Raw genomic sequence first — 19,772 nt, forward strand, 5'->3', positions numbered from 1 at the left:
GTGTCGACCGTGCGTCCGGAGCCGGACATCTGCCCTTCACGAGGGGTTCGACGGCTCCGACGGGGAAGAATCAGGGAGGGGCGGCCTTGCAGCCCAGAGTGAACACGACCCCGGTCCCCGCACGGGATGCTGGCAAGGCGGTACGGTGGGGTCGTGACATCTCGATCCGCAGTCCGAGGAGGGAGGCACCGATGATTCTGCTCCGTCGCCTGCTGGGCGATGTGCTGCGTCGGCAGCGCCAGCGCCAGGGCCGCACACTCCGCGAGGTGTCGGCAGCCGCCAGGGTTTCGCTCGGGTACCTCTCCGAGGTCGAGCGGGGTCAGAAGGAGGCGTCCTCCGAACTGCTCTCCGCCATCTGCGACGCGCTCGACGTGCGGATGTCGGAGGTCATGCGGGAGGTCAGCGACGAACTGTCGCTCGCCGAACTTGCGGCGATGGCCACCCTCTCGGAGGGTGATCTGCTGAGGCCGGTGCTCGAACCGGTTCCGCTGCCGGCCCCCGGTGTCGACCGGGCCGGCTCCATCTCGCCCAAGGCGGCGATGGACGTGGTGGCGGCCTGACCGGACCTCGACCGCCCCGCGGACGCGGGGCGCCGGGTGAAGGAGGGCCACGATGCGGAGTGCGCGCAGTGCGCTGCTGCTCGGTGCGACGGCACTGGTCGGTCTGGGCCTGATACTGCTGCTGGTGAGCGGCACCGCGATACACGGCGGTGCCGCTCTCGGCGTGCTCGCGGCCGGGTGGTGGGGGATCGGGCTGGTCCCGGTGCACGCCAGAAACACGCCTCCGGAGCCGCGGAAACGGCAGACGGACCGGGCGGCGCCGGACCCGGCCGGGGCGGGCGGCGCTCCCCCGGACGGGTGAGCCACCGCCCGCTACCGCAGCCGGTAGCCCTTCGGGGTGGGGTGGAAACCGGCCGTCTCCAACCGGGGGCCCAGGGGGCTGGTGAGGGCCGGGTGGCCGTTGACGCGCTCGACGGTGAGCGGCCCGGCCAGCGCGGCCAGGGCGGCGTCCAGCGCGGGTCCCTCGGCGGCCCAGGCGAGCAGCGACCGACCGCCCCGCTCCAGGTACAGCACCAGTTCGCCGTCGACCAGGGCGACCAGTGAACCGGCCTTGCGGCCCGGGCGGTGGGCGACGGCGGTGTCGGCCGGGGGCTCCGGCCAGGCCAGCGCCGCGCCGTACGCGTTGGCGGGGTCGGCGGCGGCCAGCACCAGGGCCTGCGGCGGCTGCGCGGCGCCCTCGGCGGCCCACGCGTCGCCCGTCGCCCGCTCCAGCCGGGAGTTGACGGACCGCAGCCGGTCCGCGGCGCCGTCCATGGCGAACTGGGCGCCGCCGAGGCCCTCGACGAAGTAGCCCCGGCGGGCCCGGCCGCGCTCCTCGAACGCCGACAGCACCCGGTAGACGCCCGCGAAGCCGCCCGGGACGCGTTCGGCCCCCACCGCGCCGCGGGTCAGCACGCCGTGCCGGTCCAGCAGGGCCTGCGCCTGGGCGGCGGCCCGCGCCGTCACCTCGCCGCCGAACGCGGGCAGCAGCGACCAGCGGCCGGCCGCGGTCGCCGGGCCGGTGCGGGAGGCCGGGCGGGCCAGGCCGCGCCCCGCGCCGCCGTAGCGGCCGCGCGGGGTGGCGCGCGGCGCGCGGTGCGCGGTGGCGCCCGCGGTGCGGCCGGAGCCGAGCAGGCCGCGCAGCGGGGCCAGGGTGTCGTTGGTGACGTACCCGGCCCAGACCAGGTCCCACAGGGCGTCGGCGATCTCGGCGTCCGGAACGCCCGGGACGCGCTCGGCGAGCTGGCGGAAGAACGCGCCGTAGCCGCCGCTCAGCGCCTCCAGCAGGGCCGCGTGCACCGGGCCGGGGGTGAGCGGGAGCGGCTCGGGGCGCAGCAGGTGGGCGTTCTCCGGCAGGTGGAGGCTGATCCAGCCGTCCTTGCCGGGCAGCGCGCCCGCGCCGGACCAGCCGATCTCGCCGGCCGCCATCAGCTCGTCCAGCAGGGCGGGGGAGTAGTCGGACAGCCGGGCGGGCAGCACCAGCTTCTCCAGGGCGGAGGCGGGCAGCGCGGTGCCCTGGAGCTGCTCGACGACCCGGTAGAGGCCGTCGGCGCCGCGCAGCCGGTGCCCGGCCAGGTGCTGCCACTGCGGGAGGAACGCGGCCAACGCCTTCGGCGGGACGGCCTCCACCTCGTGCCGCAGGGCGGCCAGCGAGCGGCGGCGCAGGCGGCGCAGCACCTCGGCGTCGCACCACTCGGGGACGGTGCTGCTGCCCTCGGGCCGGAACTCGCCGCGGACCAGGCGCCCGGCGGAGGTGAGGCGGTCCAGGGTGCCGGTGACGACGGCGGTGCCGAGGCCGAAGCGCTCCGCGGCCTCCTGGGCGGTGAACGGGCCGTGGGTGCGGGCGTGCCGGGCCAGCAGGTCGCCCAGCGGGTCCTTGACCGGCTCGGTGAAGGCCTCGGGGACGCCGACCGGCAGCGGGGTGCCCAGGGCGTCGCGCAGCCGTCCGGCGTCCTCGATCGCGGCCCAGCGCAGGGCGCCGCCGATCCGGACCTGGATCGCCCGGCGGGCGGCCTCCAGCTCCAGCGCCCACAGCGGTTCGGCGCCGCGGGCGGCGAGCTCGGCCTCGGAGAGCGGGCCGAGCAGGCGCAGCGCGTCGGCGACGCCCTCGGCGTCCCGGATCCGGCGCTCGGGGGTGAGCCGCTGCAGCTCGGACTCCAGGTCGGCGAGGACCTGCGGGTCGAGCAGTTCGCGCAGCTCGGCCTGGCCGAGCAGTTCGGACAGCAGCCGGGAGTCCAGCGCGAGGGCGGCGGCCCGGCGCTCGGCGATCGGGGAGTCGCCCTCGTACAGGAACTGGGCGACGTAGCCGAACAGCAGGGAGCGGGCGAACGGGGACGGTTCGGGGGTGGTGACCTCGACCAGGCGCACCGCGCGGGACTCCAGGTCCCCCATCAGCTCGACCAGGCCGGGGACGTCGAACACGTCCTGCAGGCACTCGCGGACGGCCTCCAGGACGATCGGGAAGGAGCCGTACTCGGCGGCCACCTCCAGGAGTTGGGAGGCGCGCTGGCGCTGCTGCCACAGCGGGGTGCGCTTGCCGGGGTTGCGGCGGGGCAGCAGCAGGGCGCGGCCGGCGCACTCGCGGAAGCGGGCGGCGAACAGGGCCGAGCCGCCGACCTGGTCGGTGACCAGCTGCTCGATCTCGGCGGCGTCGAAGACCGCGGCGTCGGCGCCGACCGGGGCCTCGTCGGGGGCGGCCGCGGGCGTGGCGGAGGGGAAGTCGGCCAGCAGGTCGGCGTCCGGCAGGCGCAGCACGATGCCGTCGTCGGCGTGCATCACCTGCGGGTCCAGGCCGTGCTTCTCGCGCAGCCGGGCGCCGATGGCCAGCGCCCACGGGGCGTGCACCTGGGCGCCGAAGGGGGAGTGGACGACGATCCGCCAGTCGCCGAGCTCGTCGCGGAAGCGCTCGACCACGATGGTGCGGTCGTCGGGCAGGTGGCCGCAGGCCGCGCGCTGCTCGGCCAGGTAGGTCAGCAGGTTGGCGGCGGCCCAGTCGTCCAGGCCCGCCGCAAGCAGGCGCGCGGTGGCCGCGGCGGGCTCCAGGGCGCCCAGCTCGCGGACGAACGCGCCCACGGCGCGGCCGAGTTCGAGCGGGCGGCCGAGGGTGTCGCCCTTCCAGAACGGGAGCCGGCCCGGGACACCGGGGGCGGGGGTGACCAGCACCTTGTCGTGGGTGATCTCCTGGATCCGCCAGGAGGTGGTGCCCAGGGTGAACACGTCGCCCACCCGGGACTCGTAGACCATCTCCTCGTCCAGCTCCCCGACCCGGCCGCCGCCCTTCTTCGGGTCCGCCCCGGCGATGAAGACGCCGAACAGGCCGCGGTCGGGGATGGTGCCGCCGGAGGTGACGGCGAGGCGCTGGGCGCCCGGGCGGCCGGTGACCGTCCCGGCGACGCGGTCCCAGACCAGGCGGGGGCGCAGTTCGGCGAAGGCGTCGGACGGGTAGCGGCCGGCCAGCATGTCGAGGACGCCGTCGAAGGCGGACCGCGGGAGGGTGGCGAACGGGGCGGCGCGGCGGCACAGGGCGAGCAGCTCGTCGACGTCCCAGACGTCCAGCGCGGTGATCGCGACCAGCTGCTGGGCCAGCACGTCCAGCGGGTTGCGGGGCACCCGCAGGGCCTCGATCCGGCCGCTGCGCATCCGCTCGGTGACCACGGCGGACTGCACCAGGTCACCGCGGTACTTGGGGAAGAACACGCCCCGCGAGACCGCGCCGACCTGGTGCCCGGCCCGGCCGACCCGCTGCAGGCCGGAGGCCACCGAGGGCGGGGACTCGACCTGCACCACCAGGTCGACCGAGCCCATGTCGATGCCCAGCTCCAGGCTGGAGGTGGCCACCACGGCGGGCAGCCGACCGGCCTTCAACTCCTCCTCCACCAGAGCCCGTTGCTCCTTGGAGACCGAGCCGTGGTGCGCCCGGGCCAGCAGCGGCGGGGCGCCCGCGGCGGCGCCCGAGCCGCCCATCAGCTCGGCGGGCGCGTGCGCCCCGGGCAGCGGGGCGCCGGTGGCCCGCTCGTGGGCGATCTCGTTCAGCCGGTTGCACAGCCGCTCGGCCAGGCGGCGGGAGTTGGCGAACACGATGGTCGAGCGGTGCGCCTGCACCAGGTCGACGATCCGCTCCTCGACGTGCGGCCAGATCGAGGACTGCCGCTGCGGGTCGTCCTCCTCGGCGGGCGCGGCGGGCAGGTCCGCCAGGTCCGGGACGGGGACGACCACGGACAGGTCGAAGCGCTTGTCGCTGCCGGGCTGGACGATCGCGGCGCCGCGCTGCGGGCTCAGGTAGCGGGCCACCTCCTCGACCGGGCGGACGGTGGCCGACAGGCCGATCCGGCGGGCCGGGCGCTCCAGCAGCTCGTCCAGGCGCTCCAGGCTGAGCGCCAGGTGCGCGCCGCGCTTCGTCCCGGCCACCGCGTGCACCTCGTCCAGGATCACGGTGTCGACGCCGCGCAGGGCCTCCCGGGCGGCGGAGGTGAGCAGCAGGAACAGCGACTCGGGGGTGGTGATCAGGATGTCCGGCGGGTGGGTGGCGAACTTCCGGCGGTCGGCGGCCGGGGTGTCGCCGGAGCGGACGCCGACCTGCACCTCGGGCTCGGGCAGGCCCAGCCGGACACTGGCCTGCCGCAGGCCCGCGAGCGGGGCCCGCAGGTTGCGCTCGACGTCGACCGCGAGGGCCTTCAGCGGGGAGACGTAGAGCACCCGGCAGCGGCGCTTCGGGTCGGCCGGGGGCGGGGTGGCGGCGAGCCGGTCCAGCGCGGAGAGGAAGGCCGCCAGCGTCTTGCCGGAGCCGGTCGGGGCGACCACCAGCACGTCCGTCCCCAGCCGGATCGCCGACCAGGCCCGGGACTGCGCCTCGGTCGGCGCGGCGAACGCCCCCGTGAACCAGGCCCGGGTGGCCGGGGCGAAGCCTTGCAGCGGATCAGCGTCGGAGGTGGCCATGACCCCATGGTGCCCCGACACGCTGACAGGTCACGGAACGGTCACCGTCTGACCCAACTCCGCGCAGCAAATCGTACAAATCGCTCATATCGTGAGGATCCGGACCCGATCCCCCGGAGTCCGGCCCTGCCTGACGAGCGGAGACCGTGCGATGGAGCAGGTGAGCCAGGCCCACAGCAGCACCCCCGCCACCCGCCGGCGCCGCAGCGTCCGGGTGCTCGGCGCGACGCTGCTCACCGGACTGCTGCTCGGCGGCGCCGTCCCGTACGTCACCGGCAACGGCGGCACCTACCTCAGCTACCTGGTGCTGGACGAGCGCACCGACGCCCAGGGCGCCGAGCACGCCGCCGACCAGGCCCGGGCGCTCGGCGGCAAGGTCGTCCAGGACTACCCGCAGATCGGCGCGGTGCTCGCCTACGCCGGTCCGGGGTTCGCCGGGGAACTGCGCGGACGGCCCGGGATAGCCGCGGTCGGCGCCACCCGGACCGTCCCGGTGCCCTCGCCGCCCCGACCGCTGGCCGGGTCCGGGTTCCCCGCCGACACCGGCGTCCGGACCGGGCCCGACGCGGGGACCGGGAGCGCCGCCGCCGCGGGGGCCGGGGGAGCCGCCGCTGCCGGGGCCGCGGGAGCCGCCGCTGCCGCGCCGCCCGCCGCGGACGACGTGGCCGAGGGCGCCGACGACTCCACCGCCACCGTCCCCGACCCCGGCGAGCAGAGCGACTGGAACCTCGCCATGATCGGCGCCCTCGACCGCCCCGCCGGACGGAACGCCGCCCTGCTGCGCCCGCCGGTCGCCGACCGCGGCACCGACCCCTCCGCGGACCGGGCCGGTGCGCTGCCCACCGCCCAGCAGCTGTCCAAGGTCACCGTCGCGGTGCTGGACTCCGGCGTCGACGACACCCACCCCGACCTGCGGGCCGCCGTCGACCCGGCCGCCTCCGCCTCCTGCGCCGACGGCCGCCCCGACCCCCGCGGCGGCGCCTGGCGGCCCGACGACGCGATCAACGAGAGCGGCCACGGCACCCACGTCGCCGGGATCGTCGGCGCCGCCCGCGACGGCCACGGCGTCACCGGCGTCGCCCCCGGCGTGCGGATCGCCGCCGTCCGGCTGCTCGGATCGCTCGGCCAGTACTACGCCGAGAACATCGTCTGCGGCATGCTCTGGGCCGCCGACCACGGCGCCCGGGCGATCAACGACAGCTACTTCGCCGACCCGTGGAAGTACAACTGCCCCGAGGACGCCGACCAGGCCGCCCTCGTCGCCGCCGTCGGCCGGGCCGTCGCCTACGCCCAGCGCAAGGGCGCCGTGGTGGTCGCCTCGGCCGGCAACGACGGGCAGGACCTCAACGCCGGGCGCACCGACCGCCGCAGCCCCAACGACCGCACCACCGGCCCCCCGGAGGACCGGCGGCTCGGCACCGAGTGCATCCGGCTGCCCGGCGAACTGCCCGGCGTGGTCACCGTCACCGCCGTCGAACGCAACGGCCTGCCCGCCGTCTACAGCAACTACGGGCGCGGCAGGGTCTCCATCGCCGCCCCCGGCGGCGACCCCGACGGCGGCACCCAGGGCGCGGTCGTCTCCGACTGGCCCGGCGGCCGCTACGCCGCCCTGGCCGGGACCTCGATGTCCGCCGCGCACGTCACCGGCGCCGTCGCCGTCGTCGCGGCCCGGCACCCCGACTGGGGCCCGGAGCAGATCACCGCCGCCCTCGCCCGCGCCGCCGACGACACCTGCACCCGCTCCCTGCCGCTCGGCTGCCGGGACCGCGACTACTACGGCGCCGGGATCCTCACCCTGCCCACCGGCTGAGGACCGGGCACCCGCCGCGCCGCCGTCGCCGGTGCCCGATACTGGGGCGCATGAGGCTGACCGAGTTCTGGCGACGGATGCACGAGCACTTCGGCGAGGCGTACGCGGAGTCCTTCGCGCAGGACCACGTGATGGGCGAGCTCGGCGGCCGCACCGTCCGGCAGGCGCTGGACGCCGGGTGGGAGGCCAAGGACGTCTGGCGAGTGGTCTGCGTCACGCAAGGAGTGTCGTCGCAGCTGCGGTGAGTCATTCGCCCCGGTGTGGGTGAGACTGTCCCGGTGGCGAGCAGCGCAGAGCACCCCGACCCGTCCTCCGACACCCCGCCGACCACTCCGACCGCCCCGTCGGCCACTCCGCCGACCGCCCCGCCGGTCACCCCGCCCGGCGCCGCGGGCCGGGCCGACACGACCGCCCGGGCCGCCGAGGCCGAGGAGAGCGCCGAGGCCGAGGCCGCGGCCGCGAGCACGGCGGCCGCCGTCCGGATGCTGCGCCGGGCCGAGCTCGGCGGCGGGGCGATGCCCCGCTGGCTGCCCAGGGCGATGCTGCTGGCGCTGCTCGGCGTCGGCCTGTTCCAGCTCGCCGACTGGGCCTTCCACCAGCTGATCGACCTGTTCGTGATGCTGCTGGTGGCGTTCTTCCTGTCGCTGGCGATGGAACCCGCCGTCGACCGGATGGCCGCCCGCGGGGTGCGCCGCGGGCTCGGCACCTTCCTGGTGTTCACCGGCCTGGCCCTCGCCGTGGCCGGGTTCCTGGCCTCGCTCGGCACCCTGCTGGTCGACCAGATCACCCAGATCGCCGGGCGGCTGCCGCAACTGCTGCAGGACCTGATCACCTGGGTCAACCGCACCTTCCACACCGACCTGTCGCTCGACCAGCTCCAGCACCAGGTGCTCCAGGACTCCGGCACCATCGAGAAGTACGCCCAGCAGGCCGCCGACAACGTCTGGGGCGTCACCGGCACTGTCATCGGCGGCCTGTTCCAGGCGTTCACCGTCGGCCTGTTCACCTTCTACTTCACCGCCGAGGGCCCCCGGGTGCGGCGCACCGTCTGCTCGCTGCTGCCGCCGTCCAAGCAGGGCGAGGTGCTGCGGGCCTGGGAGATCGCCCTCGCCAAGACCGGCGGCTACCTGTACTCCCGGGCCCTGCTCGCGCTGATCTCCACGCTCGCCCACTGGGCGTTCTTCGCGATCATCGACCTGCCGTACGCGGCGGCGCTCGCCGTCTGGGTCGGCGTCATGTCGCAGTTCGTGCCCACCATCGGCACCTACCTGGCGGGCGCGCTGCCGGTGCTGGTCGGGCTGACCGTGCGGCCGGTGGACGCGCTGTGGGTGCTGGTCTTCGTCACCGTCTACCAGCAGGTCGAGAACTACCTGCTGCACCCGCGGATCACCGCGAAGACCGTCGACGTGCACCCCGCGGTCGCGTTCGGCTCGGTCATCGCCGGGGCCGCCCTGCTCGGCGCGGTCGGCGCGCTGATCGCCATCCCGGTCGCCGCGACCCTGCAGGGCTTCGTCGGGACGTACGTGCGCCGCTACGAGGTCGAGGACGACCCGCGGATCGACCGCGGCGAGGAGCGGCGCGAACGGCGGCGGCACACCGTCCGGCGGCTGCGGCGGATGGTGTCGGGGGGATCGGGCGGTGCGGGCGGTCCGGAGGGTTCGGGCGGTCCGGAGGGTTCGGGGGGCGAGCGGCGGGAGGATCCGCCCGGCGAGTAAGCGTTCCGCACCCGTTCCGGGCTCTGGAGGGGTGAGGAGGTGTTCATGGGAGAAGGACGGAACGGCCCGGACGATGAGTTCCGGGCGTTCATCGTGGGGGCCTGGCCCCGGTTGCTGCGGACGGCGTACCTGCTGACCGGCGACCAGCACGCGGCCGAGGACCTCGCGCAGTCCGCCGCCGAGCGGACCTGCGCGGCCTGGTCGAAGGTCAGCCGGGCCGACGACCCGCACAGCTACGTGCGCCGGATCCTGGTCAACCAGCACGCCCGCCGCTGGCGCCGCCGGACCCCCGAGGTCCTGGTGGAGGCGGTGCCGGACCGGGCCGGAACCGAGGACGGGTACGCCAGGTCGGACCAGCGCCGGATGCTGATGGCCGCCCTCGCGGCGCTGCCGGCCCGGCAGCGGCAGGCCGTGGTGCTGCGGCACTGGGAGGACCTGAGCGACAGCCAGGCGGCGGCGGCGATGGGGTGCTCGGCCGGTGCCGTGCGCAGCCACGCCGCGAAGGGGATAGCGAGGCTGCGGGAGGCCGCGGACCTCGGGGAACTGCAGGACATGACACGGATCGGGGGTGCGGTGTGACCACGGGTGACAGCGGAGCGCGGGGCAACGGCGAGATGTGGGTCGAACTGGGGCTCGCGGGGGCCGCGGCGGAGGTGCGGATCGGATCGGTCCCGGTCGAGGGCATCGAGGCCGGCGGGCGGCGGATCCGGCGACGGCGGCGCGCCGGGGTCGGCGCGCTGGCGCTGGCCGCGGTGGTGGCCCTGGGCGGCGGCGTGGCGGCCGGGCTGCAGACCGGGACCGGGGGCCGCGCCCCGCAGGCGGCCGGCGCGGCCGGGGGCGCGGCGGGCGGCAGCCTGGTCGGGGCCGGTGGCGAGGGCGCCGCGTCCCCCTCGGCGGCCGCCCGGGACCCGTTCACCCCGGTGCGGACGGTGATCGGGCAGGGCGTCGTCGACGGCAAGGAGTGGAAGCTCTGGGAGGCGCTCTGGCCGGTCGCCCCGCGGGAGCGCGCGTACGAGCAGGCGGTGGCGGTCTGGCAGGAGCGCCACGCCGTCGACCCCTCGCTGGAGAAGCCCACCGAGGCGTACGTCCAGGAGTACTGGACGCCGAAGGAGGACGTCGTCAACACCTACGCGACGCTGGACGGCGTCCGGCAGAAGTACGACGACCAGGGCAGCTACCCGGCGCCCGGGCACCTCGAACCGTGGATGGGGGACGCGTTCAGCGGCGGGATGATGGCGGCCCGGAGCAACGACTCCCGCCCCGGGCCGCTGCCGGTGGCGCTCGCCGTGATGGCGTTCGGGCCGGACATCGCCAGGGTCGAGGTGACCTGGACCGACGGCAGCGTCCTGGAACCGCGGCTGGTCACGGTCGGGGACTCGCCCTACCGGCGGATCGTGGTGCCGGAGCGGGCCGGGGAGCGGGTCGTGTCCTGGCGGTTCTTCGACAGGAGCGGTGCCGAGGTGCCGAACGCGGGTGAGGGGATGCTCAAGTAGCGGGCGGGACGGGGGAGGGGCCCGGCGCCGCGGCCTTCCGGTCGTGGGGCCGGGCCCCGGCTCCTTCCGGGGCGGTGCCGGGGTGGGGGGCGCCGGGGCCGGGATGGGGGCGCGCCGGGACGGGGCGGGGTGAGGGCGGTGGGCGCGGCGGGGCCGGGGTCGGGCGGTTGAGGTGCGAGACTGGAATCGAACGTGTGTTCTTTGTACTCTTCGGCGCGGAGTTTTCCACAGGCCGAGCCCGTCCGGGGCCGATTGTCGGTGGGACGCGCTAGCGTCGGTGACGATGAAGCGCACAGGACAGAACCCGAGGGTGGAAGCCATGGCAGGAACGGATCGCGAGAAGGCCCTGGAGGCCGCGCTCGCCCAGATCGAGCGGCAGTTCGGCAAGGGCTCGGTGATGCGCCTCGGCGAGAAGGCGAACGAGCCGGTCGAGGTGATCTCCACCGGGTCCACCGCCCTCGACGTGGCGCTCGGCGTGGGTGGCATCCCGCGCGGCCGGGTGGTCGAGATCTACGGCCCGGAGTCCTCCGGCAAGACCACCTTGACCCTGCACCTCGCCGCCAACGCGCAGAAGGCCGGCGGCACCGTCGCCTTCGTCGACGCCGAGCACGCGCTCGACCCCGAGTACGCCAAGAAGCTCGGCGTGGACACCGACGCGCTGCTGGTCAGCCAGCCGGACACCGGCGAGCAGGCGCTGGAGATCACCGACATGCTGATCCGCTCCGGCGCGATCGACCTGGTGATCATCGACTCGGTGGCCGCGCTGGTGCCGCGCGCCGAGATCGAGGGCGAGATGGGCGACTCACACGTCGGCCTCCAGGCCCGCCTGATGAGCCAGGCGCTGCGGAAGATCGCCGGTGCACTGAACCAGTCGAACACCACCGCGATCTTCATCAACCAGCTGCGCGAGAAGATCGGCGTGATGTTCGGCTCGCCGGAGACCACCACCGGTGGCCGCGCGCTCAAGTTCTACGCCTCGGTCCGCCTGGACATCCGGCGCATCGAGACCTTGAAGGACGGCACCGAGGCGGTCGGCAACCGCACCCGCGTCAAGGTGGTCAAGAACAAGGTCGCCGCGCCGTTCAAGCAGGCCGAGTTCGACATCCTCTACGGCGTCGGCATCAGCCGCGAGGGCGGCCTGATCGACATGGGTGTCGAGCACGGCTTCATCCGGAAGTCCGGTGCCTGGTACACCTACGAGGGCGACCAGCTCGGCCAGGGCAAGGAGAACGCCCGCAACTTCCTGAAGGACAACCCGCAGTTGGCCGACGAGATCGAGGCCAAGATCAAGGGCAAGCTGGGCATCGGCCCGAAGCCCGCCGCGGCCGAGGGCGACGCGGCCCCCGCTCCCGCCGTGGAGATCCCGGCCGCCGCGGCCCCCGCGAAGGCCGCGGCCAAGAAGACGGCGGCCGCCGCCAAGAGCTGATCCGTTGACACCGCACCAGACCCACCACCCGACACCGGGCCCGTCCGAGGACGGGCCCGGTGCGGGCGTTTCCGGGGTCGAGAACGAGTACGGGTACGAGGACGCGCGCGGGCACGAGGACGGGCCGCCGGACTGGTTCGCGGCCGTGGCCGAGGAGCCGGTGGGCGCGGGGGAGCAGCCGGGGCCGTCCTCGGTGGGGGAGTTGCCCGGGCTGGTCCGGGCGTCCGACCTGCCCGGCGGGCGACGGCGACGGCGCAGTGCGCTGGGGGAACTGCCGGAGGCCGTGCCGGTGGCGGCGGAGCGTCCGCGGTCGGGGCGGCGGGCGAAGGCCGAGCGGACGGAGCGAGCGGAACGGGCCGAGCGGGTCGAGGGCGCGGGCGGGGCGCGGGAGGCCCGGTCGGGGCGGACGGGGCGGCGCGGGCGGGCCGTCGAGCCTGAGGGGGATCCGGCGGAGCGGGCCCGGGACGTCTGCCTGCGCTTGCTGACCGGGGCCGCCAAGTCCCGCAAGCAGTTGGCCGATGCGCTGCGCCGCAAGGAGATCCCGGAGGAGGTCGCCGAGCAGGTGCTGGACCGGCTGGAGGAGGTCGGGCTGATCGACGACGCGGCCTTCGCCGAGGCCTGGGTGGAGTCCCGGCACGCGGTGCGCGGGCTGTCCCGGCGGGCGTTGGCACAGGAGTTGCGCACCAAGGGCGTCACCGGGGAGACCGCCGAGCGGGCCCTGCTGCAGGTGGACGCGGACGACGAGACCGAGGCCGCCCGGGCCCTGGTGGCACGGAAGTTGCGCTCCACCGCCGGGTTGGAGCGGGACGTGCGGATCCGGCGGCTGGTCGGGGTGCTGGCCCGGCGCGGCTACGCGGAGGGCCTGGCGTTCCGGGTGGTGCGGGAGGCGCTGGACGCCGAAGGGGTCGAAGGGGCAGAAGAGGCCGGGGAGTTCGACGGGGTGGAGGACTGAGAGGAGAGGCGGTGCGATTTGATGACCGGCGGTCAGATCGTTGGGGCCAATTCTCGATCGCATCTTGACCGTTTCGTAACCTCGGCTTAGCCTCACACTCAGTGGCAGGACGATCGCGGAGGTCGCCTCAGCGGCAGCGTGAGCAGGACGGGGAGTGGCCGGATGGGCATCGCTCAGGGCACCGAAACGGGTTCCTCCCTGCTGCTGGCGGCCGGAGTGCTGATCGGCGCCCTGGTGCTGGTGCTGGCCGCCGGGTTCCTGATGCTCCGGCAGCGCCGCGCCGAGCTCGACCGCCGCGAGGAGCGGCTCACCTCCGAACTGCACCGGCTGCACCAGCACGAGGACGAACTCGCCACCCGCGCCGCCGAAGCCGAGCGGGTGCGCGGCGAACTCGCCGAGCAGGCCGTCGAGAACCGCCTGCTGCTGGAGCGCACCGCCGGGCTGACCGCCGTGCAGGCCCGCGAGGAGATCGTCCGGGCCGCCGAGTCGGAGGCCCGCCGGGAGGCCGCGCTGACCGTCCGGGAGATCGAACGGCGGGCGGTCGCCGAGGGCGAGGGCCGGGCCCGGGAGATCATCGCCTCGTCCATCCAGCGCCTGGCCGCCGAGCACACCGCCGACACCGTGGTCACCACCCTGCGGCTGCCCAGCGAGGACATGAAGGGCCGGGTGATCGGGCGCGAGGGCCGCAACATCAGGGCCTTCGAGGCCGTCACCGGCGTCAACCTGATCGTCGACGACACCCCCGGGCTGGTGCAGCTCTCCTGCTTCGACCCCGTCCGGCGGGAGAGTGCCCGGCTCACCCTGGAGGCGCTGCTGGTCGACGGACGGATCCACCCCGCGCGGATCGAGGAGGCGCACGAGCGCAGCCGGGCCGAGGTCGAGCGGCTGTGCGTGCGGGCCGGGGAGGACGCGCTGCTGACCGTCGGGATCGGGACGGGCGGCGAGATGTCGCCCGAACTCGTCCGCACCCTGGGCACGTTGCGCTACCGCACCTCGTACGGGCAGAACGTGCTCGGGCACCTGGTGGAGTCCGCGCACCTGGCCGGGATGATGGCCGCGGAGCTCGGCGTCGACCCCGAGCCGGTGCGACGGGCCGCGCTGCTGCACGACATCGGCAAGGCGCTCAGCCACGAGGTGCCGGGCAGCCACGCCGCGATCGGCGCGGAGTTCGCGCGGCGGCACGGCGAGACGGACGAGGTCGTGCACGCGATAGCGGCGCACCACGGCGAGATCGAGGCGAAGACCGTGGAGGCCGTGCTCACCCAGGCCGCCGACGCGTGCTCGGCCGGGCGGCCGGGGGCCCGCAAGGAGTCGGTCGAGGCGTACGTGCGACGGCTGGAGCGGCTGGAGGAGATCGCCCGGGCGCACGACGGGGTCACCAAGGTCTACGCGATGCAGGCCGGGCGGGAGGTCCGGGTGATGGTGCAGCCGGAGGCGGTGGACGACCTGCGGGCGCAGGAGATCGCCCGGGAGGTCGCCCGGCAGGTGCGGGAGGAACTGACGTACCCGGGGCAGATCCGGATCACGGTGGTGCGGGAGTCGCGGGCGACGGAGGTCGCGCGGTAAGCACGCGCAGCGAGAGGGTGTGCAGCGAGGGGGCGTGCAGCGAGGGGCGCTCCGGGCGGCAACTGGCTGTCGGGGCGCGAACTTGCCGGGGGCGGATGGCTGGGCGCGCAGTTCCTCGCGCCCCCGGTTTGGTGCCTGCGATCTTTTTCGTGCGGGTGGGCGGATGGCTGGGCGCGCAGTTCCTCGTGCCCCCGGTTTGGTGCCTGTGGTCTTTTTCCGCCTGGGGCGCGGTTCTTCGCGCCCCTAGCGGGTCCGCTCCTGTTCCAGGCCGGGCTTGGGGGTGAGGGGGGCGGTGAGGGCGTGCAGGGTTTCGGGGTGGAGGCCGGGGGTGGTGCCGAGGAGGTGGCCGTCGGGGCGGATCAGGAGGACGGTGTGGGGGGCGGCGCCGGGGTAGGCGTCGGTGACCAGGACCTCGGTGGGGACGGGGAGGGCGGTGGCGAGGTCGGCGAGGCGGGGCATCAGGCCGGCGCCGAGCCAGTGTTCGGCGGACCAGACGGCGGCGCCGGGGGCGACCAGGACGAGCAGGAAGGGGCCGCCGAGGCGGGCCCGGAGGGTCTCCGATGCGCCGTCGGCGGTGACCACCGGCAGGTCGGGGACCAGGACGCCGGGGGCGGTCGCCGGGAGCTGTTCGGTGAGTGCGGTCCCGCGGCCGGAGCCGCGCTGCTCGGGGACGCGCGGGGCGACGCCGGAGGGGGCGGCCGGGTAGGCGGGGGCGCCGCCGAAGCGGCCGGTGCCGAGCTGGCCGTCGGCGAGCAGCGGGGCGTGCTTGCGGAAGGAGCCGGAGAACAGCGAGCGCCGGGTCTCGGCCCAGCCGCGCAGCGGTCGCAGCAGCGGCATGGCCTGGTCGACGGCGCGCAGCCGGGCGCCGACCGCGCCGCGGCGCTCGGCCTCGTAGCCGTCGAGCAGGGCGCGGTCGGCGCGGTCGCCGGTGGGGGGCAGGTGCCAGGCGAGGGCGAGCCGCCAGGCGAGGTTGTCGGCGTCGCGCAGGCCGTCGGCGAGGTTCTGCATGCCGAGGGCGCCGTGCAGGTGGGCGGCGTCCCCGGCGAGGAAGCAGCGGCCGGTGCGGAAGCGGGCGGCGAGGCGCTGCTGGTAGGTGTGGTCGGCGGCGGCGAGCAGTTGGTGGGGCGGGAGTTCGCCGCACCAGCCGGTGAGCGCGGAGGTGACCCGGGTGAGCAGGGTGTCGCCGGTGACGATGCCGGGCCAGGTCGCGTGCGGGTCGACGGGCTCGGTGGGTTGGGGGCGGCCGGGGGGCAGCCGCCAGTCGAGCCGCCACAGGCCGTCGGGCAGCGGGCGGGCGGAGGCCTCGCGGTCGCCGCGCCACGGGGGTTCGCGGTGCAGCCGGGCCTCGCCGGGGAAGGGCAGGTCGACCCGGACGGTGGCGACGGCGTGCCGGTCGACGGTGGGGCGGCCGGGGAAGCGGACCTTGAGCAGCCTGCGGACGGTGGAGCGGGCGCCGTCGCAGCCGACCAGGTGGCTGCCGTGCCACCAGGCGTCCTGTCCGGCGGAGTCGGTGCGGACGCTCACCCCGTCGCGGTCCTGGGCGAGTTCGACCACCTGGTGGCGCGGCAGCAGGCGGATCAGCGGGGTGGCGGCGACCGCGTCGCGCAGGCCGCGCTGCAGGCGGTGCTGGGCGAGGTGCAGGACGGGTTCGGCGTCCAGCGGCAGGCGCAGCACCTCGGCGCGGCGGCGCCAGACGGTGAAGGCGTCCCACCGGGCGGAGTCGGAGACGACCCGGGTGTAGCCGATCCGGGCCAGGAAGGCGGCGGTCTCGCCGCCGAGCACGACGGTGCGGGGGCTCTCCGGGCTGACGCCGGTGCCCTCGTCCAGGACGGTGCTGGGGACTTCGTTGCGGGCCAGCGCGAGCGCCAGGGCGAGCCCGACCGGGCCGGCCCCGACGATGATCACCGCGTCCATGTCGGGGCCTTCGGGCGGGCGGCGTCGGCCGCCGGGGCGTCAAGTGCCGGGTGGGAGGTCCCAGGTGGTGTCACGAAGAGCAATGCAACAGATCACCTGGGTGTCCGTCAAGCAGCGGCTGTGCCGCGACGGTTCGCGCCGCGGCGGCCGCGGGACTCGATCCAGCGGGCCAGGGCGCTGAGGGCGAGGCACATCGCGATGTAGATCGGGGTGATCACCAGGAGGACCGGGATGTACGGGTAGCCGTCGGAGTTGGAGGCGATCCACTTGCCGACGAACAGCAGCTCGGGGTACGTGATGATGTAGCCGAGCGAGGTGTCCTTGAGGGTGACGACCAGCTGACCGATGATCGCGGGCAGCATCGCCCGGACCGACTGCGGGACGAGCACCAGCGTCATCACCTGGGTCTTGCGCAGGCCCAGGGCGTACGCGGCCTCGCTCTGGCCGCGCGGGACGGCGTTGATGCCGGAGCGGATGATCTCGGCCTGCACGGCGCCGTTGTAGACGGACAGGCCGACGACCAGGGCCCACATCGGTTCGGCGGTGAAGACCGCCGCGTACAGCGCGAAGATCATGATCAGCAGCGGCATGGCCCGGAAGAACTGGACCACCGCGGTGCACAGCATCCGGACCGGCCGGTGCTCGGAGAGCCGGCCGACGGCGAACAGGACGCCGAGGACCAGTGAGCCGACCGCGGCCAGGCCGAAGGCCTTCAGGGTGGCGAGGGTGCCGTCGAGGATCCGCTGCTGGACGGCGTTGTATTCGAAGGACTCCCACAGCCGGGCGTCGAACTGGCCCTTGTCGGCCAGGGTGGCGACGATCCACCAGAGCAGGGCGGCGATGCCGAGCGCACCGAGCACGCCGGCCAGCAGGTAGCGCAGCCGGGCCCGCGGGCCGGGGACGTCGTACAGGACGGAGGCGGAGCGGGAGTTCATCGGGCCACCGCCATGCGACGCTCCAGGAGGGAGAGGACCGAGCTGATCGAGAAGCCGATCGCCAGGTAGGCCAGGGCCAGCCAGAAGAAGCTGGCGAAGATCGGGTACGAGTCCTCGGACCAGGTCTTCTGGACGCTGAACAGCTCGAACACGTTGAACGCGCCGGCCACCGCCGAGTTGCGGGGCAGGGCGATGAACACCGAGCCCAGCGGCGCGATCACCGCGCGGCCCGCCTGCGGCAGCACCACCAGCCCGAGGGTCTGGCCGAAGCCCATGCCGAGCGAGCGGGCCGCCTCGGCCTGGCCCAGCGGCACGGTGTTGATGCCGGCCCGCAGCACCTCGCAGACGAAGCTGCCGGTGTACACGCTGAGCGCGGCCACCGCGGCGGTGAAGCTGCTGATGTGCACGTCCAGCCGCGGCAGCATGAAGGTCACCACGAAGAACAGCAGGGTCAGCGGGGTGTTGCGGAACACCGTCACCCACGCGGTGCCGAAGGCCCGCAGCACCGGGACCGGCGAGACGCGGAAGGCCGCCAGCATGATGCCCAGCAGCAGCGCGAACAGGGCGCTGAGCGCGCTGAGTTCGATCGTTCCCACGAACCCGCGGACGAACAGCGAGAAGTTGTCCTTCTCGAACAGTATGCCCATGCCGGCGGCCCTCCTTTCTCGGTGTCGGTCGGGTGGTGCGTCAGGAGGCGGTGGTCGGGTCCAGCGCGGGGACGGACGGCGCGGCCGAGCCGGACAGGCCCAGGGTGGCGTCGTACGCCTTCTTCCAGTCGCCGCTGTCCTCGTGCTTCTTGAGGGCGTCGTTGATCGCCTTCTGCAGCGCCGCGTCGCCCTTCTTCAGGCCGATGCCGTAGCGCTCCTCGGAGAAGATGTTGCCGACGACCTTCAGCTGGCCCTGGTTCTTGGCCGCGAAGCCCTTGAGGATCGCGTCGTCGGTGGTGACCGCGTCGACCTCCTTGGTGAGCAGCTTCTCCACGCACAGCGAGTAGCTGTCGAAGGTGGTGACCTTCGCCTCGTACTTCTGGATGTTGCCGACCGAGGTCGAGCCGTTGGCGGTGCAGACGTTCTTGCCCTTGGTGGACTCCGGGCCGGTGATGTCGGAGTTGTCCTTGTTCACCAGCAGGGACTGGCCGGCGATGTAGTACGGGCCGGCGAAGTCGATCTGCTCCTTGCGCTTCGGGGTGATCGAGTAGGTGCCGACGTAGTAGTCGATCTGGCCGCCGACCAGCGAGGTCTCGCGGGCGCTGGAGTTGATGGTCTTGAACTCGATCTGGTCGGCCGAGAAGCCGAGGTCGGCGGCGACCATCTTGGCGATCTCGATGTCGAAGCCGTTGCGCTTGCCGGTCTGCACGTCCTCGAAGCCGAGGAACGGCTGGTCCGACTTGGCGCCGATGACCAGCTTGCCGCGCTTCTTGGCCTCGGTCCAGGTCGGCGAGGCGTCCAGCTTGGGGTCGGCGTTCACCTGGTAGGTGGGCAGCTGCGGGGCGGCCGAACCGCCCTTGGTGCCGGAGTCCGAGTTCGGAGATCCGTCCTTGCCGCAGGCGGCGACCGCCGTCAGGGCGAGCACGGACAGGGCGGCGGCGACGGTACGGCGGGCCTTCATGCGGTCGTTCTTCTCCTCGGTAGGGGCCATCGCTGGCTCCGGGCAAATTCGAACTGACGCTAGATCAATACAGGTCTCAGTGGTGCAGGATCTTCGAAAGGAAGTCCTTGGCGCGGTCGCTGCGCGGCGCGGTGAAGAACGCCTCGGGGGTGTTCTGCTCGACGATCCGGCCGTCCGCCATGAACAGGACGCGGTTGGCGGCCGAGCGCGCGAAGCCCATCTCGTGGGTCACCACCACCATGGTCATGCCCCTGGCGGCGAGCGAACGCATCACCTCCAGCACCTCGTTGACCATCTCCGGGTCGAGGGCCGAGGTGGGCTCGTCGAACAGCATCACCTTGGGGTTCATGGCCAGCGCGCGGGCGATCGCCACCCGCTGCTGCTGGCCGCCGGACAGCTGGGCGGGGAACTTGTCGGCCTGCGCGCCGACGCCGACCCGTTCCAGCAGTTCGCGGGCGGTCTTCTCGGCCTCGGCCTTCGGCACCCGGCCGACCTTCACCTGGGCCAGCACCACGTTCTGCAGCACGGTCTTGTGCGCGAACAGGTTGAAGGACTGGAACACCATGCCGACCTGGGCGCGCAGCCGGGCCAGCTCGCGGCCCTCCGCGGGCAGCGGGCGGCCGTCCACCTCGATCGTGCCGGAGTCGATCGTCTCCAGCCGGTTGATCGTGCGGCACAGCGTGGACTTGCCGGAACCGGACGGGCCGATCAGCACCACGACCTCGCCGTGGGCGATGTCCAGGTCGATGTCCTGCAGCACGTGCAGCGCGCCGAAGTGCTTGTTCACCCCGCGCAGCGACACCAGCGGGGTGCCCCGGCCGTCCTCGGGCACGCTCGGGTCGGCACTGTTCTCGGTCATCGCGGCTCGCTCCCTCGTCC

General features: G+C 74.4%; 16 protein-coding genes. 10 read left to right on the plus strand and 6 right to left on the minus strand.

What is annotated here, in order from left to right; genetic code table 11:
- The first annotated feature begins 191 nt into the window (after positions 1–191).
- Together ACFY00_RS26535 and ACFY00_RS26540 are read left to right on the plus strand one after the other, a co-directional pair.
- The gene (locus tag ACFY00_RS26535) at positions 192–560 is read left to right on the plus strand and encodes a helix-turn-helix domain-containing protein (protein WP_033254644.1); all 369 of its coding nucleotides are present in this window, start codon (positions 192–194) and stop codon (positions 558–560) included.
- A 52-nt stretch (positions 561–612) separates the two neighbouring features.
- Positions 613–861, plus strand: coding sequence for a hypothetical protein (locus tag ACFY00_RS26540; RefSeq protein ID WP_388034065.1), 249 nt, complete (start codon positions 613–615; stop codon positions 859–861).
- An 11-nt stretch (positions 862–872) separates the two neighbouring features.
- Here ACFY00_RS26540 and ACFY00_RS26545 read toward each other — a convergent pair whose 3' ends face one another.
- A complete protein-coding gene (locus ACFY00_RS26545) occupies positions 873–5,474 on the minus strand; it encodes an ATP-dependent helicase (RefSeq protein ID WP_388034066.1) in 4,602 nt (1,533 codons plus the stop codon).
- 151 nt (positions 5,475–5,625) lie between these two features.
- On the opposite strand from ACFY00_RS26545, the gene ACFY00_RS26550 reads away from it, so the two are divergent.
- The 8 genes from ACFY00_RS26550 to rny all read left to right on the plus strand — a co-directional run bounded on the left by ACFY00_RS26550 (position 5,626) and on the right by rny (position 14,436).
- Entirely contained in the window at positions 5,626–7,284 is a 1,659-nt protein-coding gene (locus ACFY00_RS26550) for a S8 family serine peptidase (RefSeq protein WP_388034067.1), read from the plus strand.
- A 50-nt stretch (positions 7,285–7,334) separates the two neighbouring features.
- Positions 7,335–7,529 carry a DUF3046 domain-containing protein gene (locus ACFY00_RS26555; RefSeq protein WP_388034068.1) on the plus strand — a complete coding sequence of 65 codons (195 nt, stop codon included), beginning with the start codon at positions 7,335–7,337 and terminating at the stop codon, positions 7,527–7,529.
- A gap of 33 nt (positions 7,530–7,562) precedes the next feature.
- On the plus strand, positions 7,563–8,999 hold the full coding sequence (locus tag ACFY00_RS26560) for an AI-2E family transporter (RefSeq protein ID WP_388034069.1): 1,437 nt from the start codon (positions 7,563–7,565) through the stop codon (positions 8,997–8,999).
- A 45-nt stretch (positions 9,000–9,044) separates the two neighbouring features.
- Positions 9,045–9,578: a SigE family RNA polymerase sigma factor gene (locus ACFY00_RS26565; protein ID WP_388034070.1), complete on the plus strand. Its 534-nt coding sequence runs from the start codon at positions 9,045–9,047 to the stop codon at positions 9,576–9,578.
- A complete protein-coding gene (locus ACFY00_RS26570) occupies positions 9,575–10,492 on the plus strand; it encodes a hypothetical protein (protein WP_388034071.1) in 918 nt (305 codons plus the stop codon). The genes ACFY00_RS26565 and ACFY00_RS26570 overlap by 4 nt, the downstream gene beginning before the upstream one ends.
- A 319-nt stretch (positions 10,493–10,811) precedes the next feature.
- On the plus strand, positions 10,812–11,918 hold the full coding sequence (gene recA, locus ACFY00_RS26575; RefSeq protein WP_388034072.1) for a recombinase RecA: 1,107 nt from the start codon (positions 10,812–10,814) through the stop codon (positions 11,916–11,918).
- Between the two features lie 4 nt (positions 11,919–11,922).
- Positions 11,923–12,870, plus strand: coding sequence for a regulatory protein RecX (locus ACFY00_RS26580; protein ID WP_388034073.1), 948 nt, complete (start codon positions 11,923–11,925; stop codon positions 12,868–12,870).
- A 162-nt stretch (positions 12,871–13,032) separates the two neighbouring features.
- The gene (gene rny, locus ACFY00_RS26585) at positions 13,033–14,436 is read left to right on the plus strand and encodes a ribonuclease Y (protein WP_388034074.1); all 1,404 of its coding nucleotides are present in this window, start codon (positions 13,033–13,035) and stop codon (positions 14,434–14,436) included.
- Between the two features lie 243 nt (positions 14,437–14,679).
- Here rny and ACFY00_RS26590 read toward each other — a convergent pair whose 3' ends face one another.
- The 5 genes from ACFY00_RS26590 to ACFY00_RS26610 form a co-directional block, all read right to left on the minus strand.
- Positions 14,680–16,350, minus strand: coding sequence for an FAD-dependent monooxygenase (locus ACFY00_RS26590; protein WP_388034075.1), 1,671 nt, complete (start codon positions 16,348–16,350; stop codon positions 14,680–14,682).
- Positions 16,351–16,457: 107 nt separating this feature from the next.
- Entirely contained in the window at positions 16,458–17,285 is an 828-nt protein-coding gene (locus tag ACFY00_RS26595; protein WP_388034076.1) for an amino acid ABC transporter permease, read from the minus strand.
- A complete protein-coding gene (locus ACFY00_RS26600; protein ID WP_285738740.1) occupies positions 17,282–17,932 on the minus strand; it encodes an amino acid ABC transporter permease in 651 nt (216 codons plus the stop codon). The genes ACFY00_RS26595 and ACFY00_RS26600 overlap by 4 nt, the downstream gene beginning before the upstream one ends.
- A gap of 40 nt (positions 17,933–17,972) precedes the next feature.
- Positions 17,973–18,893, minus strand: coding sequence for a glutamate ABC transporter substrate-binding protein (locus ACFY00_RS26605; RefSeq protein WP_388034130.1), 921 nt, complete (start codon positions 18,891–18,893; stop codon positions 17,973–17,975).
- Positions 18,894–18,969: 76 nt separating this feature from the next.
- A complete protein-coding gene (locus ACFY00_RS26610) occupies positions 18,970–19,752 on the minus strand; it encodes an amino acid ABC transporter ATP-binding protein (protein ID WP_388034077.1) in 783 nt (260 codons plus the stop codon).
- Positions 19,753–19,772: the final 20 nt, after the last annotated feature.

It is taken from the genome of Kitasatospora sp. NPDC001540, assembly GCF_042894345.1.
In the GTDB taxonomy this organism is placed as follows: Bacteria; Actinomycetota; Actinomycetes; order Streptomycetales; family Streptomycetaceae; genus Kitasatospora; species Kitasatospora phosalacinea_C.